Raw genomic sequence first — 24,824 nt, forward strand, 5'->3', positions numbered from 1 at the left:
TCATTTAAGAAAATAACCGACTAGTAGATCGCTCAGCCCCAAGGATGCTCCTGTATCCTGAAGCAGAGAAACTACCCGAGTCCTACAGGAGGACAAGTGGCCAAGGCCAAGTACGACAAGTCCAAGCCGCATATGAACATCGGCACCATCGGTCACGTCGACCACGGTAAGACGACGACGACCGCTGCAATCTCGAAGGTTCTTGCTGACAAGTACCCGGAACTGAACGAGTTCACCCCGTTCGACCAGGTTGACAACGCTCCCGAGGAGCGCCAGCGCGGCATCACCATCAACGTGTCCCACGTCGAGTACCAGACCGAGAAGCGTCACTACGCACACGTTGACGCCCCCGGACACGCTGACTACATCAAGAACATGATCACCGGTGCTGCTCAGATGGACGGCGCGATCCTCGTTGTCGCTGCCACCGACGGTCCGATGGCTCAGACCCGTGAGCACGTTCTCCTCGCCCGCCAGGTTGGCGTTCCGCAGCTCATCGTTGCGCTGAACAAGTCCGACATGGTTGACGACGAGGAAATCCTCGAGCTCGTCGAGATGGAGGTCCGTGACCTTCTCTCCTCGCAGGGCTTCGACGGTGACAACGCTCCCGTCATGCAGATCTCCTCGCTCAAGGCTCTCGAAGGCGAAGAGAAGTGGGTCAAGTCCATTGAGGACCTCATGGAGCAGGTTGACGAGTACTTCGAGGATCCGGTCCGCGAACTCGACAAGCCGTTCCTCATGCCCATCGAGGACGTCTTCACGATCACCGGCCGTGGCACCGTTGTGACCGGTCGTGTTGAGCGTGGTCAGCTCCAGATCAACTCCGATGTCGAAATCCTTGGCATCAAGGAGAAGCCGATGACCACCACCGTCACCGGTATCGAGATGTTCCACAAGCAGATGGATCACGCTGACGCAGGCGAGAACTGTGGTCTGCTCATCCGTGGCATCAAGCGTGAAGACGTTGAGCGTGGCCAGGTTGTTTGCAAGCCCGGCACGATCACCCCTCACACCAAGTTCGAAGCTCAGACCTACGTGCTTAAGAAGGAAGAGGGCGGCCGTCACAATCCGTTCTTCTCCAACTACCGCCCGCAGTTCTACTTCCGTACCACGGACGTGACCGGCGTCATCACCCTCCCCGAGGGCACCGAGATGGTCATGCCCGGCGACAACACTGAGATGACCGTTGAGCTCATCCAGCCCATCGCCATGGAAGAGGGCCTCGGCTTCGCTATCCGTGAGGGTGGCGCAACCGTTGGTTCGGGCAAGGTCACCAAGATCATCGCCTGACCTCGATCATCCTAGATCTTAAGATCTTCAAAGTGAGCCCCGGCTTCGTCCGGGGCTCACTCGTCTTTCCAGCCCCGACCGCGGGCCTAACACAACTGGACCAGCGGGTTGTTTCATGGCCTTGGAGCAAGAAACTATTTAACTACTGCAACCTCGTTCGGCAAGGCAGCTGGACCGCGACAGTAGCGAGGGAGCATTGTTGTGCTCCAGTGGCATCAGTCTTGCTCTTGGATCGCTACTTCTAAACTGGTCGCTCCCGATCGGGCCCTCAGCTAGGGTGGTGGCATGAGCCTCCACGACGTTTTCCGCGCATGCGGACTTGATTTTCAACCCGCCGCGATCCTCTGGGACCTGGATGGCACGATCACGGACACAGAATCCCAGTGGGTTTTCAAAACCCGATCTGTCATTGAGGAACGGGGTGGCATTTGGACCGCCGACGATGAGCTTGTCTTTCACGGATGCTCGACCGAGGATCATGCTGAGCACATGCACACCATGCTCAAACGTGACAGCGGGGAGCTTGCCGAACCGATGGAATTGTTCCACGAGGTCGCAAGTCACATGGCTGAGCACGTGTATTCACAGCCGGCTCTCATGGCGGGAGCGATCGACCTTCTTGAGGCCTTCGCGGAAGCCAATATCCCGCAAGCCCTCATTACCGCCACCCCCATCGAACTCGCAGGGCCGGCCATTAAGAGCCTGCCGAAGCAGTACTTTGCTGCCCGGGTAACGGGCGATGAACCGATCCCGGGCAAACCCAACCCCGCACCTTACGCCACTGCAATGGAGCGGCTCGGTGTGGAACCATCCCGATGCCTTGCTTTCGAAGATTCAATTCCTGGCTCCCAGTCGGCTGCTGGGGCCGGTGCCACGGTGGTCAACGTGATGCATCAGGAACTCAAAACTTTGGCAACACTGCTGTAGATAAGAAGGAGTTTGTTGTGGGCTGGCAGGTGATCTGTCAGCCCACAACCATCCCAACCCAGCGACGCCCTTGCTAGTGGACTGAGTTCGTTGCTGAGCCTGGACAAGTATCGAGCCATGGCGCGAGGCCACGTCTAACCATGACTCGATACTGGTCTTGAGGAAGCGAGCTGGTTTAGCTCGCGGCGCTCTTGAGTCCCTGCGAAGAGGTCAGGCGGCTGACATCCCGCGTATTGGTCGTAAGGGTGCCAAGCAACTGAGCTGATTCGACCGTTGTCGTTTGGGTTTCGCGATCGATCAGGGTCTTGAGAAGCTGCACTGAGGGAGCGTGGTTTGCCGCAATTTGGTCGGCGAGTTCACGCGCGAGAGTGAGAGCGTTTCCGGTTTCTGTAACCTCGCTGACGAGCCCGGCTTCGCGTGCTCGCTCGGCCTCGTAGAAACGTCCCGTCAGAAGGAGATCGGCAGCGACCTTGGTTGGGACCCGGGAGGCAATCAATGTGCCACCACCACCGGTGATGCCGATACGGGCCTCTGGGTAACCGAACTGAGCTCCCTTACCTGCCACGACAATGTCACAGGACTGGCTGAGTACGAATCCAGCTCCCACCGCGTATCCCTCGACGGCTGCGATGATCGGCTTTGAGAGTTTGATCGTGAAGTTCGGGTAGGCACGAGAATCATCCGGGGGAGGGGCATTGAAGTCCGCTCCAGCACAGAACGCTTTGGTTCCTTCGCCATGGACGATGCCGGCAGCGAAGGGGTCCGTTTCGAGCAGGTCGTAGGCTTCACCCAGTGCATCGACCGCTTCCTGGGTAAGGGAGTTTCGCTTGTCGGGGCGGTTGATCTTGATCTCGAGAACGGGCCCGCGCTCGGTCACAATCACTGTGTCAGTCATGTCAGCCCACCTTCCTATTGTCTACATGGTTGTCTTGATTCAGGGATGAGATGACTTCGTCGGTGTGCGCACCGAGCTTGGGCGGCGGTAGCGCGACGGCGGGGCGCTGCGCATCAACAAACCGGTACGGCCTGTTGAACACGTAGTAGGGGGCCCTGCCTTCCTCCGTGATTTGTGCGAGCTGCTGGCTTTCGTGAAGGAGGCCGCGGTCGTAGATGTCCTGATAGCTGGAAACCTGACCGTGAGCAATCCGGATGGTGTCGAATGCTTGCCCCGCCTCGTTGACCGTCCAGTCCTTCTTGTCGATAGCATCCTGAAGTGCCTGCCACAGATCATCCTGGTTCTCGAGGCGATCCTGATTGGTGAGGTAGAGCGGATCGGTGACGAGATGGGGGATGTCGAGCAGGTGGCAGAGTGCCTCCCAGTGGGCGGGCAGGTAGGCGGAGAAAATGACATAGCCGTCGCGCACCTGATGGATTTCGGCGGCCGGTGCCACGGCGGGCTCGCGGTTGCCGATGCGGCCGGGGTTGATCCCGGTTTGGAGGAAGAGCCCCCAGTAGTAACTCTGTGCGTGCAGTCCGCCTTCGAACAGGCTGGTCTCTACCTCGCTGCCTTCGCCGGTGCGGAGCCGTTTGATGATCGCGGCAAAGATTCCCTGAAGCAGCGAATCGCCGGTTGCCACATCAACCGGGTTGTAGGGGAGCTTAAGAGGGCCCGTTTCCTCGGTTCCATTAACCCAGATCATGCCGGACTCGGCTTGGCCGATCCCATCGAAGCCCTTGTCGTTCGCGCGGGAGGTATTGGACGGGAAGCCGCGGATCGAGCCGTAGATGAGGGCGTGGTTTTTTTCTCGCAGAGTCTTCCCGCCCAGTCCGTGGCGTTCCATCGAGGAGGCGGAAATATTGTGGATGACAATATCGGCGCTGAGAGCGAGCTCTTGGGCGATCTGTTCGTCCTCTTCATCGTTCAGGTCGAGAACAACGGACTTCTTGCCGTGGTTGAAGGTCTCAAAGATGCTCGAGGCAACGCTGCCCGTGGCGGGCCTGGTGGGATCGCCCTTGGGGCTCTCAACCTTGATGACTTCTGCACCGAGGTCGGCGAGTGCCTGTCCCACGGAGGGGGCTGCGATGAAGTGGGAGAACTCCACCACTCGCCACCCTTCCAGGGGTTTGTCTATCTGTGTCATGACTGTCCTTCCTAACTGACCTGGCGCTGTGGCTCGCGGCCTAAAAGTTCGGGTGCCGTGAACGAGCGGCGGAGGAATTGTTTCGTTCGAGGATGTTTCGGGGTATGGATGACTTCGTGGGCGGGACCGGATTCGACGATCCGTCCCTCGTCCATAAAGATCACCCGATCGGCAACGTCAGCCGCGAACTGCATTTCGTGGGTGACGATGAGCATCGTGGTGTGCTCGGCAGCTAGCGAGCTGATGACGTTGAGGACTTCACCGACGAGCTCGGGGTCGAGAGCCGAGGTCGGCTCATCCAGGAGGATTGCGGCCGGATTGATAGCGAGAGCGCGGGCGATGCTCACTCGCTGGGCCTGGCCCCCGGATAGTGTCACCGGGAATTGGTTCTCAACCTCGGCCGTGATGCCAACTCTGCGGAGGAGGTTTTGGGCGATGGTTTTCGCCTCGTCCTTAGCAGCAACTTTTCGAAGCACAATCGGGTCCTGCACATTGCGTAGTGCGCTCCGATTGCGGAACAGGTTGTAGTGCTGGAAGACCATGGCGGTCTTGGACTGGAGTGCGGAAATTTCCTTCTTGTGGAGCTTCCCGACAAGCTCAACCTCAGTGTCGCTGATCGTGATCGTGCCTTGATCGGGACGCTCGAGGAGATTGAGGCACCTGAGGAGAGTTGATTTTCCGGAACCGGAGGGGCCGATGATGGCAACGACTTCACCCCGGTTCACTTCCAGGTCGATGCCCTTGAGGACTTCGTTCTCACCGTAGGTCTTGTGGAGATTGTGGACGCGGATCATTGTTCACCTCACGTAGGGGCGGCTCATGCGGGACTCGAGGACCCGGACGAGTTGTTCGATTAGGAAGATGACGGCCCAGTAGACGACGCCGACCATGAGATACGTTTCCAGGTAACGGAGATTGTCAGCCGCGGTCATCTGAGCGCTCGCAAACATGTCGGTGATGCCGAGCGTGAAGACGATCGATGTTTCTTTGATGAGTCCGATGAAAACATTCGCTGTCCCGGGGATCGCGTTGTACGCAGCCTGGGGGAGGACGTAGTTGGAGTAAATCTGTTTTGCTGTCAGCCCGAGGCTAAGTCCGGCCTCACGCTGACCACGGTCAACGGAAATGAGGGCGGCGCGGAAGATCTCAGCCAGGTACGAGGCTTCCTTGAGCCCCAGCCCGACCACCGCCGCCATCATCGCCGACATGCTGCTCATGCCCGGAATGAGCTGGGGTAGACCGAAGTAGATGAGGAACAGCAGGACGAGCCCGGGAATGCCACGGAAGAACGAAATGTACAAGATCGCGACATGGTTGAAGACCGGTGTTTGGGCGAAGCGAATGAGTGCGAGAACGAGACCAACTCCGACTGACAGCACCATCGCAAAGATCGCGATGAGGAGCGTGGTGGGCAGGAACTCAAGGAGCGCAGGGATTGCGCTCACCATGTAGGCTGGATCGAAACCTTTCATCAGCCTTCGCCACCGGGAATGGACAGTTCGGCAGGATCCGGAACCGTGAAGTTCTCACCCGGGACCGTCAGGTCCTCACCGAAGTACTTCTCGGACAGCTCAGCTAGCGTCCCATCCTCTTCCATCTCTTCCAGCGATGCCGAAATGTCCTCGGCAAGCTTGCGTCCGCGCTCCGTGTTGGCAAACGGGAAACGCGTCTGTTCATAGGTGAGGGTCCCGCTCACTACCTTGAGTTCAAGGCCTTTCGAGTTGATGTTCGCGTTGATCGACGCGAGCGGGCCTGCATACCCATCGATTCGGCCGAGCAGGGTGTCCTGTTGCGCCTGGGCCGGCCCGTCGTACGGTCGCACGGTTGCTCCGTTTCCGGTTTCGCTGATCCACGCCTCAACGGCCGCCTCGTTTGTGGAACCAGCACCCGTACCGATGGTCTTGCCGGCTAGGTCATCCTCGGTCTGAATCTCCTCATCGTCCGCGCGAGCGGCGAGAACTACACCACCGAAAGCATAGGCGCGAGTAAATACGTAGGTTTCGCTCCGTCCTCAGTCCAGGTCAGGTTTGTCGCCGTGGTATCGATGCGGCCCGCCGTCACCGAACCCATGAGGCCGGGGAAGTCCATTGTCTGGAATTCCACTTCGTATCCGGCACGCTCAGCCGCTTCGGTAATGACCTCGGTGTCGAAACCGGTCAGTTCAGAACCGTCCTTGTAGGAGTGGGGGAAGCTCGTGCCTGTTCCACCGACACGGATCACCTCTGCCTCGTCATCGGCGGTGCCGCAGGCAGCAAGGGTGAGCATGAGGGCAACGGATGCTGCGACGGTACGGCTGAGTTTGGTGAAGGACCGAGCCATGGTGGTCTCCTTTTTTGTTGTTTTTGGGTGGGGGAGAGTGGCGCATTGGGGAACAGAAGTGGGTACGCAAATGCATACGCGTCCGCTCATTCAACGCGGAGAATGAAAGTGGTTTGCCTACAGGCTGGAGAGAATTGGCTCAGGCATGCCATGCGCATACAGGTCGCCCAAGGGCTTTATATGCGTGAGACCAATCCTGGAATTTAGAGTGCCGACTCGTGCGGCTGAACTGGCTTCACAGATAACAACAGGTACACATGATGTCGTGCATGGAAGCTGACACGATGTGTTCGAAAATAGTTGACTGTGCAGTCGTAGCCATGGCTAGAACTGTAATCAATAAATCAACTTTCACAAATGTGTCTCACATCCCAGCCCGAGAAGGCATCCCAGAATCTAGCCGAGTAATGGCGCATAACGACCTGTCGATGCGAACTGACGAAACCTACTTCTTCTTGATGTTTCAACGAAAAGATTGCCGATTCGAGTGAGTCAGAATGCCTCTCAATTTCTTCGCAAAGTGACCTTCGCCACAGAGGGTGTTTGTGGTTTGGTATTCCGTCCCGTCAAGCCAACGTCTTTGACTCGTGGCCTTAAGTCAGGAATTAATCGTGAATCGTGAGCATCGAGGGATTTACGCGCCGATACGGTAGTGAGGAACTGGCAAGGGAATCAGCTCCTGGGTGAGTTCCTTCGCGCGGGGAGTGTCGGTTGATAGCCTCGGGATATGAACGCCCAGATAGATTTTGAGTCCATCGGTATTGGTTTTGGAACCTCGCCCCTCAAGGGCGAGGAGGCAGCCCGTGCCGTCACGTCCGCCATCGAAGCCGGATACACGCTCATCGATACGGCATCGCGCTACGAGAATGAGGAAGCTGTGGGTCAAGGCATCCGGGACAGCGGCATTGCCCGAGAGGATGTCATCGTCCAGACAAAGCTTCGCGGTCACGACCACGACAACGTGCGCGGCGCCCTGGAGCTGAGCCTGGAGAAGCTTGGCGTGGATTACGTTGACGTGTGGATGGTGCACTGGCCGCTTCCCATGCTCGGCCTCTACCCGCAGGCATACGAAGAAATGATCACCCTCCAGGAGGAGGGGCTCGTTCGCACTCTCGGTGTTTCGAACTTCCTTCCCGAGCACCTCGATGAACTGAAGTCCCGCACCGGCCACGTGCCCGCGGTCAACCAGATCCAGGTCGATCCCGGCATCCACCGCCCCGAGCTCCGTGCCGAGCTCAAGAACCGTGGCATTACCGTTCAGTCCTGGTCGCCACTCTCCAAGGGAGGCGACTTGTTCGAGACCGAACCCGTCAAGTCTGCCGCGGAGGCCCACGGCATTACTCCCAGCCAGGCCGTGCTTGCCTGGCACCGGGCCATTGGTGCAGTTCCGATTGTCCGATCCACGAGCGAGGAGCGTCGAAAGCAAAACCTTGATGCCATCAAGGTCACCCTGACACCGGCAGAGGTTGAAGCGATCGGCGGCCTGCCCCAGCGTGAGCTCGGCGAATGGGATCCGCGAACCCACGACGAGCGCTAGCTGGAAGCTCATTTCCTTGCCATACGTGGCTGTGCCCCTCCAGAATGTGAGGGGCACAGCCACGCCCTGCACCGGTCGTTTCAGGTCGGCTGAATAGGTGGAATTGTGGAGCGTGTGGTGGGTCATATTGCATTGCGGTTCCAAACTCTGAGACGCTAAGGACTCCTCGGTAACGGGGATGTCTAATTGAATAACCATCAAGAGTGGCTGAGAGACCTGGCTCTATGACGCTGCAGCAACCGAGGAGTTAACCGGTGCTACCGCCAGGACCGATGGAGGATGAATGATCAAGCTGGACAATGTCCACAAGGTGTACCCGGGGCCCGTAGTGGCCCTTGGTGGGATCAACCTTGACATACCCGAAGGGCAGATCCACGGCATCGTGGGTCAGTCAGGTGCGGGAAAGTCCACCCTGATCCGCTGTCTCACCGCACTTGAGAAGCCCACCGAAGGCCACGTCTGGGTCAACGGTCGGGACATGGCGGCGCTTGGCCCAAAGGAACTACGCTCAGCGCGCCGCTCGATCGGCATGGTCTTCCAGGGAGGCAATCTTCTTGACGCACGCACTGCTCGAGCCAATGTTGAATACCCGCTCAAGGTCGCGGGCGTGAAGCGTGAGGAGCGGCGCGAACGCGCCCAGGAACTCCTTGATCTCGTTGGCTTGGGGGATCGCGGATCTTCCTATCCCGCACAGCTTTCCGGCGGTCAGCGCCAGCGCGTCGCGATCGCTCGCGCGCTCGCCGCCCGCCTCATCCTTCCCCGTTCGGGGCTCAAGGCCATTCGTGGTTGAGGAGGTGTGTCTCTTTTTAACCCCACTGGGTGTGGAAAAGGAAACGCCCCCCCGCCCGCCCCGCCGTGCTCCTGTGCGACGAGCCGACCTCGGCTCTCGATACGGTCACCACCCAGCAGATCCTCGACCTCATCAAGGATGTTCGAGAGAAGACCGGTGTCACGGTCGTTATCATTACGCACGAAATGGCGGTCGTTCGCGAAACCTGCGACGCTGTCACCCTGCTGTCGGATGGCAAGATCGTCCAATCGGGACGAGTGGACGAGATCGTGGCCGATACGAACTCGAGTCTGTCGCATGCCATTGTTCCAAAGCCCAGGGTTGATGAGATCCAGCCGGGCAAGGCCCTGATCGACATCTCGTTTACGTCCGAACCGGGTGAGCCGGCGAGCTCCCAGGTTCTTGCTCTCGTTGCCGAGCTCGGTGCCGATGTCACCGCTGGCACATTCGAAACGATTGGAGCTGCACAGATCGCACGCCTAGCTTTGTCGGTTGATGAGGCGGAGCGGGAGCGGACCTTAGCCGTGCTGCGAGCGGAAGGCATTACTGCAGGGGAGCGTGCGGCATGATAGCGAACGCACGTACTGAAGAAATGGAATGGTTCGGTAACCGAATCATTCAGAACGAGCTGTGGGATGCGACCGTTGAAACGCTTCTCATGGTGGGATGGGCGTCGCTTGCGACCGTTCTCATCGGGTTGCCGATCGGCATGGCGCTCGTGGCAACCCGGCAGGGCGGCATTCGCCCCAACAAGATCATCAACTTCATCCTGTCCCTCATCGTCAACGTCGGTCGCTCCATCCCTTTCATCATTCTGCTCATCATCTTGCTCCCGGTCACGGACTGGGTGATGCAGACCAATATTGGCTGGCGGGGAATGGCCTTCCCGCTCGCAATTGGGTCCATTCCGTTCTTTGCCAGGCTCGTAGAAACGAATCTCCTTGCCATCGACTCGGGCAAGGTTGAGGCCTCGCAAATGATGGGAGCATCCCGGACGAGGATCATGGGGGATGTGCTCCTGCGCGAAGCGCTACCCGGGATCATCCAGTCCACCTCAGTTCTCGTCATTATGATCATTGGTTTCTCGGCCATGGGCGGCACCGTGGGTGGCGGCGGGCTCGGAGCCCTCGCCTACAACTACGGCTACCAGCGCTACCACCTCGACGTTCTGACGATCACGGTCGTCGTTCTCGTCATCATTGTGCAGCTCGTCCAAATGCTTGGCGACATGCTCAGCCGGTATGTGGACCACCGCTGAGTCTCCATATACCGGTAGAGCCGACTCGCAATCATTCGCTCTCCTGAGCACGGTCTCACGTGAGCACCCCATTTTCAAACAAAGGAAACAACAATGCGTCGCACTATTTTAGCTCTGGCAGCCACCACGGCCCTTGCCCTGTCCGCCTGCTCCTCCGATGACAACACCGCTGAGGAAACAACCGGTGGTAATGGCAATTCCGCGAGTGGCGAGGTCGTGACCCTCAAGGTGGGTGCCTCCCCGGTTCCCCACGCCGACATCCTCAACTTCATTGACGAGAACCTGGCTGAAGATGCTGGCATCGACATCGAGGTTGTTGAGTACACGGACTACGTGCTGCCGAACCGCAACCTCGACTCGGGCGAGCTCGATGCGAACTTCTTCCAGCACGTTCCCTACTTCGAAGCCGATTCCGAAGACAACGGCTACGACTTCGACCGTGGCGAAGGCGTCCACATTGAGCCCTACGCCGCCTACTCCGAGACCATCGACTCGATCGAAGATCTCCCCGAGGGCGCCCAGGTCTCGATCGTCAACGACCCCTCGAACCAGGCACGCGCACTCTGGCTGCTCGAAGAAAATGGCGTCCTGACCCTCGACGAATCGGTCGAGAACCCCACGATCTACGATGTCGTCGACAACCCGAAGAACGTCGAATTCGTTGAACTCGAGGCCCCCAACCTCGTGCGCACCCTCGACCAGGTCGACCTCGCGATCATCAACGGCAACTTCGCTCTCGACGGTGGACTTGTTCCCGCCGAGGATTCCATCGCCATTGAAGAGGGCGAAGGAAACCCCTACGCCAACGTTCTCGCTTGGAACGCAGACACCGAGAAGCTGGAAGCCATCCAGACCCTGGACGAACTGCTCCACTCCCAGGAAGTCGCCGACTTCATCACCGAGAACTACCCCAACGGTGAAGTCATCCCGGCCTTCTAATTCGGCGAGTTCCATTCGGAACATCGTGGACAACTCCACTTGAAAAACTAAGGATTCTGCACGTGGCTTCAAGTCGGTAAGACCCGCACAATAAGTTCCACAAGAATCCACACATATTTCCGCGAAAGCGGGGACGATCATTGCGGTCGCCCCCGCTTTTTCAATGCAAGAGAGTGGGCATTTCCCAGGAGCTGGGCATTCTCCCGCATGCTTAGGGAAAGCGTGCATGCAAACTTGTTGTGGAATATTTCCTGTTGCTGTGGAAGTGGGTTAGTCTTTCGAGTATTGATCAAGGAGGATTCATGCTCGCACAGGAACGCAGGGAGCTCATACTTCGAGACCTTCGCGCCACCGGTGGTGTCGAAACCGATGAACTAGCCGTCCGCTTCCAGGTCTCGGTCGAGACGATTCGTCGCGATCTTCTCGAACTGGAAAAGCGTGACCTGCTCGAGCGTGTGTACGGGGGAGCGGTTGTTGCTCCCGCGGTACGCAGCGAGGCATCGCACTCCGAACGAGAGTCGATTGCGGCAGAGCAGAAGAAATCGATTGCCGCGCGCATCGCTTCCCTCATTCCCCACACGGGAACGGTGTTCCTTGATCTCGGTACGACGGTCGAAGCCATGGCGCGGGAAATCCCTCGCACGTTCAGCGGGACGATCGTGACAGCCTCGCTGCGTGCCGTTGGCACACTGTCGGCCCTGCCCGATGCGGAAATCATTGTGTCGGGCGGTCGCCTCCGCAAATCGGAACTGTCGCTGTCAGGGAACATGGCGACCTCATTTCTGGACGGTCTCTACCCGGACCTGGCCATCATCTCCATCGGCGCCATCAGTGCCGAAGCCGGGGTGACGGACTACGACTTTGATGAACTGCACGTCAAGCAGGCAGTTCTCAAGAACTCTCAAACATCCATTGTTGCCGCGGACTCCACGAAGGTCGGCAAGGTTGCTCCCTTCCGCCTCTGTGACGTGGCAACACCAACCCATATTGCAATCGATCGCGGCCTGGATCAGGACCAGGTCGCCCTACTGGAAGAGCGTGGAGCGAGCCTGCTCCTCGCCTAAGTGAGAACAAGGTCAGCGTTGACCGGAAAGCAGTACCATGGCAATTCTTGCACTCGATCAGGGAACCTCGGGTTCGAAGGCAATCGTCGTTGATGAGGATGGAGTCCACGCAGTCGTGGAGAACTCCATTCACCCGCAGTATCTCCCGGGCGGTGCCGTCGAGCAGGACCCGGAAGAACTCTACAACTCGGTCATTGAGGCCGGGAAGGAAGCGGTCAAGCAGGCCGGCAAACCTATTGAGGGCATCGCGCTAGCCAACCAGGGAGAAACGGTTCTGGCCTGGGATCCCGAGACCGGCAAGCCCCTTACCCCGTGCATTGTGTGGCAGGACAAGCGTGCCTCAGCGGTCACGGACCGCCTGACCGAGCATGCCGACCGCATTCACGAGCTCACGGCTCTCGTTCTCGACCCGTACTTCACCGCTCCCAAGCTCACCTGGATTCGTGAAAACCTCACGACCGAAGGCGTTGTGACCACGACTGACACGTGGATTATTTACCGCCTGACCGGAGAGTTCGTCACCGACACGTCGACTGCCTCCCGCTCCCTCATTCTCGACGTCGACAAGGTCGAGTGGAGCGATGAGCTGCTCGAAATCTTCGACCTTCAGAACGAGAAGCTCCCCAGGCTCGTTGCCTCTGATGAGATCGTTGGCACCACGACTGAGTTCGGCGGGGAAATCCCCGTTGGCGGACTCATTGTCGATCAGCAGGCTGCGCTGCTGGCAGAGAACTGCCTGACCCGAGGGGAGGGCAAGTGCACGTACGGAACGGGAGCATTCCTGTTCGTCAACCTCGGCGATCAGGCACACCGGTTCGAAACGGGACTGACCACCTCGGTTGCGTGGACGCTACGGGGAGCGACCTCCTACTGCGTTGATGGTCAGGTCTACACAGCGGCCTCAGCGGTGCGGTGGATGAACGACATGGGCATCATCGACACCGCATCGGACCTCGACAAGATCACGGCCGCGGATTCCGCAGGAGTCATTTGTGGTCCGTCGTTTGCTGGACTGGCTGCGCCCTGGTGGCGCCCCGACACGGGAGCGTTCCTGACCGGAATGCGGCTTGCCACCGGCAAAGCCGAAATCGCCCGCGCCATCCTCGAAGGCATCTCGGCACAGATCGCGGAGCTCGAAGGGCTCATTGCGGACGAGGTTGGCCAGAAGCTTGAGCGCCTCAAGGTCGATGGTGGGCTCACACGTTCGCGGGTCTTCATGCAGATCCAGTCCGACCTTATCCAGGCCCCGATCGATACCTACCCGTCCGCACATGCCACCGCCCTCGGCGCTGCGGCAGCCATGAGGCTTGCTCTCAACCCCGAACTGACCCTCGAGGAAGGCCCCTTCGCGTGGGAGCCCGAGGTCACCTACGAACCCCAGATCACGGCCGAGGAAGCCGATGCATTCCGCAAGCGCTGGGTTGCAGCCGTTGAAGCGAATATGGAGTTCTAGCCATGGGAGTGAACGATATTATCGTCGTGATCATGGCGATCTTCGTGCTCGTGGGAGCGCTAGATCGCGCGATCGGTAACAGATTTGGGCTGGGAGAGCAGTTCGAAGAAGGTCTCAACACCTTCGGACCACTCGCCCTTTCCATGGTGGGCATGATTTCTCTTGCCCCGCTCCTGTCTAAGGTACTCAATCCCGTCGTCGTCCCCATCTACGAATTCCTTGGTGCAGACCCGGCCATGTTCGCCGGCACCCTGCTCGCGAACGACATGGGTGGCTTCCACCTGTCGATGGAGATGGCGCGGACGGAAGATGCCGGGCTACTGGCCGGAACAATCCTTGCCGCGATGCTCGGATGCACCGTGGTATTCACGATCCCCGTGGGCCTCGGCATCGTCGAAGAAAAGAACCGCCCCGAATTTGCACTCGGCGTTCTCGTTGGTGTCGTCATGATCCCCGTCGGAGTGTTCATCGGCGGCCTGGTTGCGGGCTTCTCCATCACCATGGTGCTCGCCAACCTCGTTCCGATCATTATTGCTGCCGCCCTCATCGCCCTCGGGCTGTGGAAGGCACCGACAGCCATGACCAAGGGCTTCCTCGGATTCGGTAAGTTCCTCGTCTTCATCATCTCGATCGCCCTCGGTATCGGAACCTTTGAGGCTTTGACGAAGTGGACGATCATGCCGGAGGGCTGGGAACTTGTTCCCGTCACCGAGGGCCTCGAAATCGTGGCGGGGATCTGCCTCTTCCTCATGGGAGCCTTCCCGCTCATGCACCTCATCGTCAAGGTTGCTCGCAAGCCGCTTGGTAGCTTCGGCAAGCTGATGGGCATGAATGAGGTAGCCTCGGGCGGTCTCATTGTGTCCCTCGCGAACGCGATCCCCACCTTTCAGATGATGAAGGACATGGACAAGCGCGGAATCTTCATCAACACGGCATGGGCCGTGTCGGCCATGGCGCTCCTGGGCGACCACCTGGGCTTCACGGCCAGCATTGCCTCGCACATGATCGTCCCCATGCTCGTTGGTAAACTGGTGGCGGCAATCGCTGCCATCATCCTCGCCTATCTCATCGCCAAACGGCGCTACCCGGCCTACGCGGAAGTTGAAGCTGAAGCCACGGCCACGACGGAGACCCAATAATATGGCTGCACCAACAACATACGATTTCGTCATTATCGGTGCGGGCGTCGTCGGTAACGCGATCGCACGAGATCTCGCAGGCACGCAGTACAGCGTGGCTCTACTGGATGCGAGAGATGATGTGTGTGAAGGAACGTCAAAAGCCAACACCGCCATCCTCCACACCGGCTTCGATGCCACCCCGGGCACCCTCGAATCCCGGCTCGTCCGCGAGGGCTACCACCTGGCAGAGGAATACAGCCACCGCACCGGTGTCGGATTGAAAAAGTCCGGAGCGATACTCGTGGCCTGGGATGAGGAAGAGAAAGCAACCATCCCCTCCCTACAAGAAAAAGCCATCAAGAACGGCTACGAAAAAACCGAAATCCTCACCTCCGAGCAGGTCTACGATCAGCTACCCCACCTTGGGGGAGGGGCGCTCGCGGGACTCGCAGTCCCCGATGAATCGATCATCGATGCCTGGTCCCTCCCGCTCGCACTGGCAACCGATGCCGTCAACCGGGGAGCGACCCTCCTCCTGGAGCACGCCGTCACCGGCGTGACGACAGGGGAGGACACGACCACGCTACATACGAGTAAAGGCGATGTAGGGGCCCGCTGGGTGATTAACGCGGCCGGCCTCGGCGGTGACACGATCGATCAGTATTTCGGTTTCGACCGGATCCGGGTTCACCCCCGCAAGGGCGAACTATTCGTGTTTGACAAGCTCTCTTCTCAGCTGGTCGATAAGATCGTTCTCGCGGTTCCTTCCAAGAAGGGCAAGGGCGTTCTCGTCAGTCCCACGGCGTTTGGGAACGTCATGCTTGGTCCGACGGCTGATGATGGGGAAGACAAGACCGACACTTCGACGACCGAATCCGGATTCGAGTTCTTGCTCGAAAAGGGTGCCCACATTTTCCCTCAGCTCCTGACCGAAGAGGTCACGTCCTCCTACGCGGGCTTGCGTGCTGCTCACAACCTGAGTGACTACCTTGTCGAGGTTGATGCGGACCAACGTTACGCGACCGCAGGTGGCATCCGGTCCACGGGACTGACGAGTGCCATGGCAGTATCCCTGTACCTCATGGATCTCATGAGGCAAGCTGGCCTAGAGTTCACCGAGAGGGAGAACCTGCCGGACGCGCCGACCATGGCTCCCCTGGGTGAACACCAGGTCCGCCCCTTCGCGAACGCCGAACTCATTGAGAAGGACCCTGCCTACGGTGAGATTGTCTGCTTCTGTGAGCGCGTCACCCGGGGAGAAATTCGGGACGCCATGAATCAGACGATCCCACCCACGACCATCAACGGCCTGCGCAGGAGAACCCGAGCCATGAATGGCAGGTGCCAGGGCTTCTTCTGCGGTGCCGAGGTTAAGACCCAATTCGAATCGTTGAAGAAGGAGGCCTGACATGGTGACAGAACTGAACCCCAAGGTCCTCATTATTGGTGCCGGCCCATCCGGGCTCACCGCGGCAGCGGAGCTCGGCAAGTCCCTCGGTAGCGAGGTGCTTGTCGTTGAGCGCGAGGCAACGCCCGGCGGAATACCCCGCCATTCCGACCACCCGGGGTATGGGATGAGGGACTTGAAAAGATTCATGTCCGGTCCCGCCTACGCCCGCAAGCTCACGCAGGCTGCCGAAGACGCCGGTGTCACGATCTTGACCAGCACTCAGGTCACGAACATCGGTGCCGATGGTGCGCTCGAGGCAACCGGCCCCACGGGCAGACTCTCAATCAAACCCGAGGCCCTCGTTCTGGCCACCGGTGCTCGCGAACGCCCCCGCATGGCACGCCGCGTCCCCGGCGACCGACCGGACGGGGTACTGACCACCGGTCAGTTGCAAAACATGGTGCACATGCATGACCAGAAGCTCTCGGGCCGCGCCGTCATCATCGGTGGCGAGCTCGTCTCCTGGTCGGCAGCGCTCACCTTGAAGGAGGCGGGAGCCAAACCCGTTGCTCTCGTGACCAAGTATCCGAGGAGTGAGTCGTACCGAGTCTTCCGAGGACCAGGCAAGGTCCTGTTTGGAACGAGGGTCGTCCCGAACTCCACCGTCACAAGAATCATTGGTAAGGGCCAGGTTTCCGCCATCGAAGTCGAGAACTCGGAAACCGGAGAGCGATCGACAATCGAAACCGACTGGGTCGTGTTCACGGGGGACTGGGTGCCCGATCACGAGATCGCACGAATGCTGGGACTGGAGATGGATCCGGCAACGAAGTCTCCCAAGGTCGATACCGGGTTGCGAACATCCCGCCCCGGCACCTTCGCCATCGGTAACCTCCTTCACCCGGTCGATACTGCGGACGTGGCGGCACTGGATGGCAAGCACGTCGCTAACCAGGTGCTTGCCTACCTTGGTGGAGCAAGCGCACCAACCGATGGCGTCGACCTCGAGGTTGATTCCTCCCTCCGCTGGGTCAGCCCCAACATCATTCGCCCAGGCGACACAGCTCCTTCGAGGGAAAGGTTGCTGTTCTGGACGGATGAATATATTGCCCGGCCCACGGTGGAAGCACGCCAGGGTGGCAAGGTCATCGGTTCGACTCGAACCTCGTGGCCAGCAGCTCCGGGACGAGTATTCCGTGCACCGTCGTCAATCCTAGGCAAAGTTGACTACACGGCTGGGCCGGTCACCATCACCGTTCGTTAGGTGACGGTCGTCTAGCACACCTGAGCGCATGGCGTCGCTTGGGTGGCATGCGGCCTAACGCGCTTGAGTCTCACCTAGGGCGAGAATCTCGGCTGGGGGTAACGGAAAATGTCCGCTACGCCCAGCCATCTCACTTCTGATGCACGGTTGTACGTGTGCTGTCAGGGTCAGCGACACTTCCTGTTTAATGTAATTCTTCTCGGAGCCCCGAGGTCATCAACCGAACGTGATCGGGTCGACAGTATTTCGATACAAGACGAAGCCAAAAAGTAGAAGGACGTAGAAGTAGATAACAAAGGGATTTCAGTTCACGAAATCTCCGCCCCCCCGATTTTCCTTGTTACCGTTGAGCGCATACGCAACGAGGATGTTGGGAGACTAAATGACGGAAAAGCGCATACGGCAACAGAATTCAAAAGCTCAAATTCAGTCACTCGTAGTCCGAATTGTATCGCTGTACTCGTTGGTTTCCTTGGCATCGTCGCCATTGGTATCGCAAGCATTCGGTTGGATGCCGCCTACTTGGGAGTGAGCGTCAATTGGTCGAACGAGATTGTGTCGTTGAGCGGGCCGTCTGCCCTCCTGTGGGGCCTTGCCCTCACGATCATCGGAGCCGTTATTATTGCCTGCCTGTGGCCGAATAGAAAAACTGCTACGGGAGCGATTCCGCCGCTAATCAGTGCCCTGATATTCCTTGGCTTTGTTATCTGGGGCAATACGGAGCGGACTCAGGGCATGCTGAACAGTTTCAGCACCGGACAAGCGGCTGACATCAACGGCCCGGTTCCCGGTTCGGAGGATGGCACCCTCCGGCAGTGGCTTCTCGCAGGAGCGATTAGCCCCGCAACATTCGCCCTGATCGGCGTCATGCTCGGCCTCGGCGCATACGTGTTGGTCACCTCGAGGAAGGTGCAGTGACGGATGTCCTGGGAGCCTGAGGGTTGCCCGGCGAAAGACAAAGGAGTGGCCCGCAGAATCTGCGGGCCACTCCCATTCTTAGTACCAAATACTAGGCGTTAAAGGTCTTGGCGATGGCGGGGTTCTTCTCGATGTAGGCATCAAGGACGTCCTTGGCTACGGTAATCGAATCAACAAGCGGGTGGGAGGCGAGTGCCTTCCAAGCTAGCTCGCGGTCACCGGTCAGCGCTGCTTCGATGACGAGTTCTTCGCAGGCCTTGACCGTGGTGACCAGCCCGAGTTCCGGTCCGGTGAGCGGTGCCTGGGGGATGGGGTGGATACCCGTGTTGTCGACATTGCAGGGAACTTCGACGATCGCATCGGGTGCCAGTTGAGGGATGAGGAGTTCTCCTCCGTCACCGTTGGCAACACCGAGAATCATGCGTGCCGGAGTTCCCGTTGCGAGCGCAGTCATGAGCTCCAGAGCCACGTGCTCGTACCCGCCACCCATGTCTTCTTCCCTGCGGTCTTCGCCCTCTTCGCGAGACTCCGCCATGTACGTGGCTTCGCGCTCGTTGTGGGTTGCGGTCCACAGTTCTCCAGCACGTGCCGGCTCGGCCGCTGCCTGCTCGTAGAAGGAGCCTTGCTGTTCTTGGAGGAATTCTCCGCGGGTTTGACCGTGGGAGATTGCCGCCACGGATTCTCGGTTGAAGTAGTAGTAGAAGAGGTACTCGTTGGGGATCATACCGAGGGTGCGGATCCAGTCGAAGCCGACCGTGCGCGCTTCCTCCAGGTGTTCCAGCACATCGTCATCGGCGATCATCTGGGGGAGCAGGTCCTCGCCCTCGAATTCCAGAGAACGCAGCCAGCCCAGGTGGTTGAGCCCGATGTAGTCGTAGGTGATGTCCTGTTCCCTGTGGCCGGCGATGGTGGCGGCGCGGCGTACGAGACCAATTGGGGTATCGCAGATGCCGACGACGTTGCGGTGGACGGTGCGCATGGCCTGGGTGATGATGCCCGCGGGGTTCGTAAAGTTAATGACCCAAGCGCTCGGTGCGTGATCGCGGACCGCTTCGGCGAGCTTCATTGCCTCCGGTAGGGTGCGGAAGGCGTAGGCGTAGCCGCCCACGCCAACGGTTTCCTGGCCGAGGATGCCGCGGGAGAGTGCTTCGCGTTCATCAATGACACGCCCGCAGGTGCCGCCGATGCGCATGGCGGAAAAGATGAAGTCCGAGCCTGTCACTGCCTCGGTCATGTCCGTCGTCGTGGTGATTGTCGGCAGGTTCTCGTAGCCAAGCTGGGCCACAACGTCCTTCATGACCCCAAGTCGTTCCTCGGAAATGTCGTAGAGGCAGACCTCGGTCAAATGAATGGGGAGGTCGGGATTCGTGAGGACACTCAGAATTTGAGGAACACGGAAGCCGCCGCCGCCGACGAGGAGAAGTTTCATGGATGAATCACCTGTGTGTTGAGGGACTTGATGGAATCAACTATAGGGCCCGTCGCGGTCGTGATCACGCCATCAAAATCGGTGATCGGCGCGATCTGGAGGATCCCGGAGCCGGGGAACTTGTCAGGGCTGGCAAGAAGATATGACCGGTTCGAGTTGCGCAGAATCGACTTCTTAATCGGTACCTCTGTACCCGTGGAGTCCATGACCATCAAGTCCTCTCGCACTCCCGACGTGCCTAGGAAAGCGATGTCGGCACGGAGCTGGTCCATTGCCTGTTCCGTGAGGGATCCAACCATGGACAGATAGGTTGAGCGGACCACGCCACCCAGGACCACCAGCTCGGTTCCGGGGGAGTTGCGGAGGATGTCAATGACGGCGAGGGAGGCGGTCAGAACAGTAACTCTTCTGCCGTAGAGCGCCTCGGCCGCGGCAGCGGTCGTGGTGCCAATATCGATGAGAACTATGTCTCCATCCGCCACCATTTCGGCTGCGGCCTCCCCAATTCGATGCTTGTCACCGGCCGCATGTGGTGCGATCTGAGCAAAAGTGCGCGCATTAACATCAATTGTTCCGCCACGGACCCGCTGGAGCATGCCCTGCGAGTCGAGCAGGTTGAGATCTCGGCGAATCGTCGACTTCGAGACTTGATAGCGTTCGGAAAGGGACACGACATCGAGTCCCCCAGATGTGCGCACTTCTTCAAGAATGCGCTTCCGGCGTTCGGCGGGGAGCATAGACTGAGCATAATGAATGCAAATTAGGTTCACAAGCACGCACTAACGATCACTTGCATTCAGCGATTCTCGCCTCTACGCTTCCCCTATGGGTTATGTCACGCCGGAGTTGGGTTCACCCACTGTCTACGTTGCCGGCTCCTTGTTCCTTGACGTCGTCATGGCGGGATTGAACCATGCGCCGCGCCCCGGTGAGGAGCAGTGGGTCGCTGGCAGTGCGATCATGCCCGGGGGAGTGGCAAACCAGGCCGTGGCTTGTGCTCGGCTGGGTATGAACGCCTCGGTCATTACCTACGTTGGGCGGGACCGTGCTGGCCACTGGGTGTCCGAGATGCTCGCTGACGAAAAGGTCGACATGAGCCTCGCGGAACCAACCGAATACCAGAACATCACGGTATCGCTGGTCATGGAGGGGGACCGGGCTCTTACCACTCAGGGTGTTGACGAAGTTCCGCTTCCCCCGGAAGGTACCCCGGCCCCCGATATTTTCATGGCCTCCCTTCCCTATCTCGCGCGCGTGCGGGAGCAGGTGGCCTGCTGGCGCGAACAGGGCACGATCGTTATTGCCGACACCGGGTGGGATGAGACGGGTCTGTGGCCCGAAGAGCACCTGCGTGCGCTCGACGTGGCTGATGTTTTTGTTCCCAACTGCGCTGAAGCGCAGCAGTACACGCGGACCCTAACGATTCCCGATGCGGCGCTTGCCCTGGTCGAGTACGTGCCGACCGTGGTTGTGACATGCGGCGGCGAGGGAGTGCATGTGACGCGGCGCGATGGCGATAATATTCGAAGTGACGTGTTTCCAGCGATTGAGGTCGACGCCATCGACACCACGGGAGCGGGGGATGCGTTTAGCGCGGGTTTCGCAACCGGTTTGGCTACGGGAGCTTCCCTGTCGGACAGCATTCATCTTGGCCAGTGCTCGGCTGCGTGGACCGTCTCAAAGATTGGCGGATCGTGCGCCGCGCCGGCCATGAATGAACTAATCGAGTGGGTAGGAAACGATTCAGCCTTGAATGCGCTTGCGGGCGACTCGGTCCGTGCAGTGCAGGCGAGGGTTAACGGTGTTCGGACGCAATGATGCGCCGACGGAAGGAAACAACAATGAAGACCAGCAAGAAGATCGTGGGACTGAGCGCGGCAGCGCTCCTCGTTCTCACGGCATGTAACCCCTCCTCGTCGGACGATGAGGAAACGACCGGTGGTGAAACTGATACCAGCGGTGAAGTCTCGACTGACATTAGCGAAGCGCCCGAACAGACACTTGTCGTGTGGGACCAGGAAGTTCGTGGCGGCCAGAACGAGCAGATGGAACGCCTCAACGAAGCGTTCACGGATAAGTACCCGAACATCAAGATCGAACGTAACTCGCAGTCGTTCGACGACCTGCAAACCACCCTCCGCCTCGCGCTGACGGGTGCGGACGCACCGGATGTTGTTCAGGCCAACAACTCGCGTTCGATGATGGGCCAGTTCGTGTCCTCCGGTCAGATCCAGTGCCTTGACGACTACGTTGAGGCCTACGAATGGGATTCCCGCTTCGAAGAGTCGATCCTCTCCTACTCCTCCTACTCTGATGATGCGAAGGTCTTCGGTGAGGGATGCGTCTACGGCTTGCCCCAGGTTGGCGAGACTGTCGGCATCTACTACTCCGAGTCCAAGCTCGACGAACTCGGCCTCGAATACCCCGAAACCTGGGACGAGCTCGAGTCGCAGCTGGCCGAGATCAAGGACGCCGGTGAAACTCCGCTCGTCCTCGGCAACATCGACAAGTGGCCCGCCGGCCACGTCTTCGGGCCTATCCAGGGCCAGTACGTAGAAGCCGACCAGATCTCCACCCTCGGCTTCGGCAACCCGGGTGCCTCGTGGGACACGGAAGAAAACATTGAAGCAGCCACCGAACTCCAGACCTGGGTTGAGGAAGGCTACTTCAACGACGGCGTCAACGGCGCAGACTACGACCAGGTGTGGCAGGACTTCGCCAACGGTGAGGGTGTCTACCTCATCGGTGGCTCGTGGCTCGCAGCCGACCTCGGTGAAGCGATGGGTGACGACGTGCGCTTCGCACTGCCCCCGAGCGATGGACCCACGACGACCGGCGGCACCGGCCTGCCCTTCGCCATGACCTCCGCAGCCAAGGACCCGGATGTGGCAGCGGCCTACATCGACTTCATCACCTCCGATGAGGCCATGCAGATCCTGGCCGAAACCGGCAACGTTCCCGTCAACAACGCGGCCGACTACGCCGATGAGGCAGAGGGTGTTGTTGCGGACGTCATGACCGCATTCGATGAGCTGACGACCGAAGGCAACATCACCCCCTACCTGGACTGGGCAACCGAGAACATGGACCAGGTGCTCGGTGATGCACTCCAGAACCTCATCGCAGGCAACTCCACTCCGGAAGAGTTCGTTCAGATTCTCGAAGAGGCCTACTCCGAGGCAACGACCGAATAATGGCAGTAGTACCTGAGGTTGCCGGCACCACCACCGGTGGTGCCGGCCCTCGGCGCAAGGCGCACAGCAAACGACGTACCCGACTCGTCACAACGGTCGGTCTGCTCACCATCCCGGCTCTCGTCTACGGCGCCTTTATCATCTACCCGATCATCCGAGTCATCGGACTGTCCATGTGGGAGTGGGACGGACTGGGGGATGCTACCTGGGCGGGCTTCGACAACTACGTTGCGGTCTGGGAAGACGAAAGGCTGCGGGCTGCGTTCCTGCACGGCCTTGTCCTCATCTTCTTCTTCGCGATCCTCCCCATCATCATTGGCCTACCCCTCGCCTCGATTCTTGTCCGCAGTAAGGCGCGGGGCCTCGGGTTCTTCCGCACCGTCGTCTTCCTCCCGCAGGTCATTGCCATGGTGGTCCTCGCGGTTGCGTGGCGCAACATCTATGCCTTGAACGGGCCCATCAATACCGTTCTGGGATGGTTTGGTGTGGAAATGAAGGAGTCGTTCCTCGGTTCCTTCACGTGGGCGCTGCCCGCGGTGGGCTTCATCGGTACCTGGGTGTCGGTCGGTCTTGTCACGGTGCTCCTCATGTCCGGCATTGCCCGCATTGACGAGTCCTACTACGAGGCCGCGACGCTTGATGGCGTGGGAGCCTTCGGAAAATTCCGGTACATTACCCTCCCCGCCGTGCGTGCAGAGATCCTCGTCTGCATCACCCTGACAACGATCAACGCACTCAAAACCTTCGACCTCGTCTACATGACAACAGCGGGCGGCCCCGGAACATCGACGACCGTTCCCGCCTACGAGGTCTATTACCAGGCCTTCAGGGCCGGCAGCGTTGGGACTGCGTCCGCGCTGGCCGTGCTCCTGACGCTCCTGATCTTCTCCATCAACCTCGTGGTCAATATCCTCGGTGAAAGGGAAAAGAAGTAAATGTCCCGTACCGAGCGCATTGGCACCTATGCCATCCTCTGCCTCTTCGCAATCTCTGCCCTGTACCCGATCCTGTCGGTTTTCATCCGCTCCCTCGACTCCACGGTCGCGACCGACCATTCGTGGGGACACTTCGAGAACTACGCGACTGCGTGGGATGACGGTAACTTCAATCTGTACATGAAGAACTCGGTGATGATCGCGGTGCTGGTCGTCACCACGGCCCTCATCCTCTCGATCATGACCGGATACGTTCTTGGCGTCATCAGACCCAGGGGCGGAAATATTATCTTCTTCATCTTCCTCGCGGGCATGATGGTCCCGTCCGAGGCACTCGTCATTCCCCTGTTCTACGACCTGCGAGACCTGGGATTGACGGACACGATCTGGGCGGTCGCGATGCCACAGATCGCCCAGTCACTCGCATTCGGCACGTTCTGGATGAGAGCGTACTTCCGGGGCGTCAACCCATCGGTGATCGATGCGGCCCGCATGGACGGGGCGAGCGAATGGCAGGTGCTGTGGCGAGTGCTGCTCCCGATGGGTCGTCCAGCGATCGTCACCCAGATCATGATCACGTTCATGTGGACCTGGAACGACTTCCTCATCCCGCTCGTTATGTCCCCCATGGGCAAGTTCCGCACCGCCCCCATGAGCCTCGCGTTCTTCGAAACGAACCACACCTCATCGGCGGTCCTCATGGCAGCGGCAGCGGTGCTTGTTGCCCTCCCCATGATCATCCTCTACGTGTTCCTGCAGAAGTACTTCATTGCGGGCATGACCGAGGGCGCAGTCAAGGAATAGGTCGATCATTCGGCATGTAACCAGATAGCAAAGTGATAATCGGATTGGCGTCCAATTAACCGGTTACGTAGCGAGAAGGGCATGTACAGGCCCGGAAGGGCCAGCACCTCC

The 24,824-nt window shown here is 59.3% G+C and carries 21 protein-coding genes, 2 pseudogenes and 1 riboswitch; of the genes and pseudogenes, 16 read left to right on the forward strand and 7 right to left on the reverse strand.

The genetic code is table 11. From position 1 onward, the window contains the following. The first annotated feature begins 96 nt into the window (after nucleotides 1-96). Complete coding sequence (tuf, locus tag BN1241_RS09025) at nucleotides 97-1,290, forward strand: elongation factor Tu (protein WP_054953270.1); 1,194 nt, start codon at nucleotides 97-99, stop codon at nucleotides 1,288-1,290. 285 nt (nucleotides 1,291-1,575) lie between these two features. Further along, nucleotides 1,576-2,217: an HAD family hydrolase gene (locus BN1241_RS09030; RefSeq protein ID WP_054953271.1), complete on the forward strand. Its 642-nt coding sequence runs from the start codon at nucleotides 1,576-1,578 to the stop codon at nucleotides 2,215-2,217. Between the two features lie 175 nt (nucleotides 2,218-2,392). Here BN1241_RS09030 and BN1241_RS09035 read toward each other — a convergent pair whose 3' ends face one another. The 5 genes and pseudogenes from BN1241_RS09035 to BN1241_RS09055 all read right to left on the reverse strand — a co-directional run bounded on the left by BN1241_RS09035 (nucleotide 2,393) and on the right by BN1241_RS09055 (nucleotide 6,707). Beyond that, complete coding sequence (locus tag BN1241_RS09035) at nucleotides 2,393-3,112, reverse strand: enoyl-CoA hydratase/isomerase family protein (protein ID WP_054953272.1); 720 nt, start codon at nucleotides 3,110-3,112, stop codon at nucleotides 2,393-2,395. 1 nt (nucleotide 3,113) lies between these two features. Then, nucleotides 3,114-4,298 (reverse strand): CaiB/BaiF CoA transferase family protein, encoded by a 1,185-nt coding sequence (locus BN1241_RS09040; RefSeq protein ID WP_077138338.1) that lies wholly within the window; start codon nucleotides 4,296-4,298, stop codon nucleotides 3,114-3,116. Nucleotides 4,299-4,309: 11 nt separating this feature from the next. Further along, nucleotides 4,310-5,092 carry an amino acid ABC transporter ATP-binding protein gene (locus tag BN1241_RS13025; protein ID WP_054953274.1) on the reverse strand — a complete coding sequence of 261 codons (783 nt, stop codon included), beginning with the start codon at nucleotides 5,090-5,092 and terminating at the stop codon, nucleotides 4,310-4,312. Nucleotides 5,093-5,095: 3 nt separating this feature from the next. Further along, nucleotides 5,096-5,770, reverse strand: a complete 675-nt coding sequence (locus BN1241_RS13030; RefSeq protein ID WP_054953275.1) for an amino acid ABC transporter permease — start codon at nucleotides 5,768-5,770, stop codon at nucleotides 5,096-5,098. Further along, a pseudogene (locus BN1241_RS09055) lies at nucleotides 5,770-6,707 on the reverse strand (transporter substrate-binding domain-containing protein). The gene BN1241_RS13030 and the pseudogene BN1241_RS09055 overlap by 1 nt, the downstream one beginning before the upstream one ends. Before the next feature lie 637 nt (nucleotides 6,708-7,344). Here BN1241_RS09055 and BN1241_RS09065 point away from each other — a divergent pair. The 10 genes and pseudogenes from BN1241_RS09065 (at nucleotide 7,345) to BN1241_RS09115 (ending at nucleotide 18,351) form a co-directional block, all read left to right on the forward strand. After that, nucleotides 7,345-8,154, forward strand: coding sequence for an aldo/keto reductase (locus BN1241_RS09065; RefSeq protein ID WP_054953278.1), 810 nt, complete (start codon nucleotides 7,345-7,347; stop codon nucleotides 8,152-8,154). Nucleotides 8,155-8,345: 191 nt separating this feature from the next. Next, nucleotides 8,346-8,433: riboswitch (SAM riboswitch) on the forward strand. A gap of 4 nt (nucleotides 8,434-8,437) precedes the next feature. After that, nucleotides 8,438-9,513: pseudogene (locus tag BN1241_RS13625) on the forward strand (methionine ABC transporter ATP-binding protein). Then, on the forward strand, nucleotides 9,510-10,202 hold the full coding sequence (locus BN1241_RS09080) for a methionine ABC transporter permease (RefSeq protein ID WP_054953281.1): 693 nt from the start codon (nucleotides 9,510-9,512) through the stop codon (nucleotides 10,200-10,202). The pseudogene BN1241_RS13625 and the gene BN1241_RS09080 overlap by 4 nt, the downstream one beginning before the upstream one ends. 93 nt (nucleotides 10,203-10,295) lie before the next feature. Beyond that, entirely contained in the window at nucleotides 10,296-11,141 is an 846-nt protein-coding gene (locus BN1241_RS09085) for a MetQ/NlpA family ABC transporter substrate-binding protein (RefSeq protein WP_054953282.1), read from the forward strand. Nucleotides 11,142-11,443: 302 nt separating this feature from the next. Beyond that, on the forward strand, nucleotides 11,444-12,205 hold the full coding sequence (locus BN1241_RS09090) for a DeoR/GlpR family DNA-binding transcription regulator (protein WP_054953283.1): 762 nt from the start codon (nucleotides 11,444-11,446) through the stop codon (nucleotides 12,203-12,205). Nucleotides 12,206-12,242: 37 nt separating this feature from the next. Beyond that, a complete protein-coding gene (locus tag BN1241_RS09095) occupies nucleotides 12,243-13,658 on the forward strand; it encodes an FGGY family carbohydrate kinase (protein ID WP_054953284.1) in 1,416 nt (471 codons plus the stop codon). A gap of 2 nt (nucleotides 13,659-13,660) precedes the next feature. Beyond that, complete coding sequence (locus BN1241_RS09100; protein ID WP_054953285.1) at nucleotides 13,661-14,797, forward strand: ethanolamine utilization protein EutH; 1,137 nt, start codon at nucleotides 13,661-13,663, stop codon at nucleotides 14,795-14,797. Nucleotide 14,798: 1 nt separating this feature from the next. Further along, a complete protein-coding gene (locus tag BN1241_RS09105) occupies nucleotides 14,799-16,187 on the forward strand; it encodes an NAD(P)/FAD-dependent oxidoreductase (RefSeq protein WP_054953286.1) in 1,389 nt (462 codons plus the stop codon). Nucleotide 16,188: 1 nt separating this feature from the next. Next, nucleotides 16,189-17,433, forward strand: coding sequence for an NAD(P)/FAD-dependent oxidoreductase (locus BN1241_RS09110; protein WP_054953287.1), 1,245 nt, complete (start codon nucleotides 16,189-16,191; stop codon nucleotides 17,431-17,433). 528 nt (nucleotides 17,434-17,961) lie between these two features. Continuing rightward, the gene (locus BN1241_RS09115) at nucleotides 17,962-18,351 is read left to right on the forward strand and encodes a hypothetical protein (protein WP_054953288.1); all 390 of its coding nucleotides are present in this window, start codon (nucleotides 17,962-17,964) and stop codon (nucleotides 18,349-18,351) included. Nucleotides 18,352-18,442: 91 nt separating this feature from the next. Here the strand turns inward: BN1241_RS09115 and BN1241_RS09120 are convergent, their stop codons facing one another. Beyond that, nucleotides 18,443-19,780: a family 4 glycosyl hydrolase gene (locus BN1241_RS09120; protein WP_054953289.1), complete on the reverse strand. Its 1,338-nt coding sequence runs from the start codon at nucleotides 19,778-19,780 to the stop codon at nucleotides 18,443-18,445. Next, the gene (locus tag BN1241_RS09125; protein WP_054953290.1) at nucleotides 19,777-20,517 is read right to left on the reverse strand and encodes a DeoR/GlpR family DNA-binding transcription regulator; all 741 of its coding nucleotides are present in this window, start codon (nucleotides 20,515-20,517) and stop codon (nucleotides 19,777-19,779) included. Before BN1241_RS09125 ends, BN1241_RS09120 begins: the two co-directional genes overlap by 4 nt. 88 nt (nucleotides 20,518-20,605) lie before the next feature. On the opposite strand from BN1241_RS09125, the gene BN1241_RS09130 reads away from it, so the two are divergent. From BN1241_RS09130 to BN1241_RS09145, 4 genes are read left to right on the forward strand one after another with little or no spacing between them, the layout of a single operon-like run. Beyond that, nucleotides 20,606-21,598, forward strand: coding sequence for a carbohydrate kinase family protein (locus tag BN1241_RS09130; protein WP_054953291.1), 993 nt, complete (start codon nucleotides 20,606-20,608; stop codon nucleotides 21,596-21,598). A 23-nt stretch (nucleotides 21,599-21,621) separates the two neighbouring features. Further along, on the forward strand, nucleotides 21,622-22,974 hold the full coding sequence (locus tag BN1241_RS09135; RefSeq protein ID WP_054953292.1) for an ABC transporter substrate-binding protein: 1,353 nt from the start codon (nucleotides 21,622-21,624) through the stop codon (nucleotides 22,972-22,974). Then, nucleotides 22,974-23,909 carry a carbohydrate ABC transporter permease gene (locus BN1241_RS09140; RefSeq protein ID WP_082418295.1) on the forward strand — a complete coding sequence of 312 codons (936 nt, stop codon included), beginning with the start codon at nucleotides 22,974-22,976 and terminating at the stop codon, nucleotides 23,907-23,909. Before BN1241_RS09135 ends, BN1241_RS09140 begins: the two co-directional genes overlap by 1 nt. Continuing rightward, complete coding sequence (locus tag BN1241_RS09145; RefSeq protein WP_054953293.1) at nucleotides 23,910-24,713, forward strand: carbohydrate ABC transporter permease; 804 nt, start codon at nucleotides 23,910-23,912, stop codon at nucleotides 24,711-24,713. Nucleotides 24,714-24,824 lie beyond the last annotated feature (111 nt).

It is taken from the genome of Flaviflexus massiliensis (assembly GCF_001375495.1).
Lineage (GTDB): Bacteria > Actinomycetota > Actinomycetes > Actinomycetales > Actinomycetaceae > Flaviflexus > Flaviflexus massiliensis.

Coding starts and splice junctions, on each gene's coding strand:
- BN1241_RS09030 (WP_054953271.1), top strand. CDS start 1,576: ATGAGCCTCCACGACGTTTTCCGCGCATGCGGACTTGATTTTCAACCC.
- BN1241_RS09035 (WP_054953272.1), bottom strand. CDS start 3,112: ATGACTGACACAGTGATTGTGACCGAGCGCGGGCCCGTTCTCGAGATC.
- BN1241_RS09040 (WP_077138338.1), bottom strand. CDS start 4,298: ATGACACAGATAGACAAACCCCTGGAAGGGTGGCGAGTGGTGGAGTTC.
- BN1241_RS13025 (WP_054953274.1), bottom strand. CDS start 5,092: ATGATCCGCGTCCACAATCTCCACAAGACCTACGGTGAGAACGAAGTC.
- BN1241_RS13030 (WP_054953275.1), bottom strand. CDS start 5,770: ATGAAAGGTTTCGATCCAGCCTACATGGTGAGCGCAATCCCTGCGCTC.
- BN1241_RS09065 (WP_054953278.1), top strand. CDS start 7,345: ATGAACGCCCAGATAGATTTTGAGTCCATCGGTATTGGTTTTGGAACC.
- BN1241_RS09080 (WP_054953281.1), top strand. CDS start 9,510: ATGATAGCGAACGCACGTACTGAAGAAATGGAATGGTTCGGTAACCGA.
- BN1241_RS09085 (WP_054953282.1), top strand. CDS start 10,296: ATGCGTCGCACTATTTTAGCTCTGGCAGCCACCACGGCCCTTGCCCTG.
- BN1241_RS09090 (WP_054953283.1), top strand. CDS start 11,444: ATGCTCGCACAGGAACGCAGGGAGCTCATACTTCGAGACCTTCGCGCC.
- BN1241_RS09095 (WP_054953284.1), top strand. CDS start 12,243: ATGGCAATTCTTGCACTCGATCAGGGAACCTCGGGTTCGAAGGCAATC.
- BN1241_RS09100 (WP_054953285.1), top strand. CDS start 13,661: ATGGGAGTGAACGATATTATCGTCGTGATCATGGCGATCTTCGTGCTC.
- BN1241_RS09105 (WP_054953286.1), top strand. CDS start 14,799: ATGGCTGCACCAACAACATACGATTTCGTCATTATCGGTGCGGGCGTC.
- BN1241_RS09110 (WP_054953287.1), top strand. CDS start 16,189: ATGGTGACAGAACTGAACCCCAAGGTCCTCATTATTGGTGCCGGCCCA.
- BN1241_RS09120 (WP_054953289.1), bottom strand. CDS start 19,780: ATGAAACTTCTCCTCGTCGGCGGCGGCGGCTTCCGTGTTCCTCAAATT.
- BN1241_RS09125 (WP_054953290.1), bottom strand. CDS start 20,517: ATGCTCCCCGCCGAACGCCGGAAGCGCATTCTTGAAGAAGTGCGCACA.
- BN1241_RS09130 (WP_054953291.1), top strand. CDS start 20,606: ATGGGTTATGTCACGCCGGAGTTGGGTTCACCCACTGTCTACGTTGCC.
- BN1241_RS09135 (WP_054953292.1), top strand. CDS start 21,622: ATGAAGACCAGCAAGAAGATCGTGGGACTGAGCGCGGCAGCGCTCCTC.
- BN1241_RS09140 (WP_082418295.1), top strand. CDS start 22,974: ATGGCAGTAGTACCTGAGGTTGCCGGCACCACCACCGGTGGTGCCGGC.
- BN1241_RS09145 (WP_054953293.1), top strand. CDS start 23,910: ATGTCCCGTACCGAGCGCATTGGCACCTATGCCATCCTCTGCCTCTTC.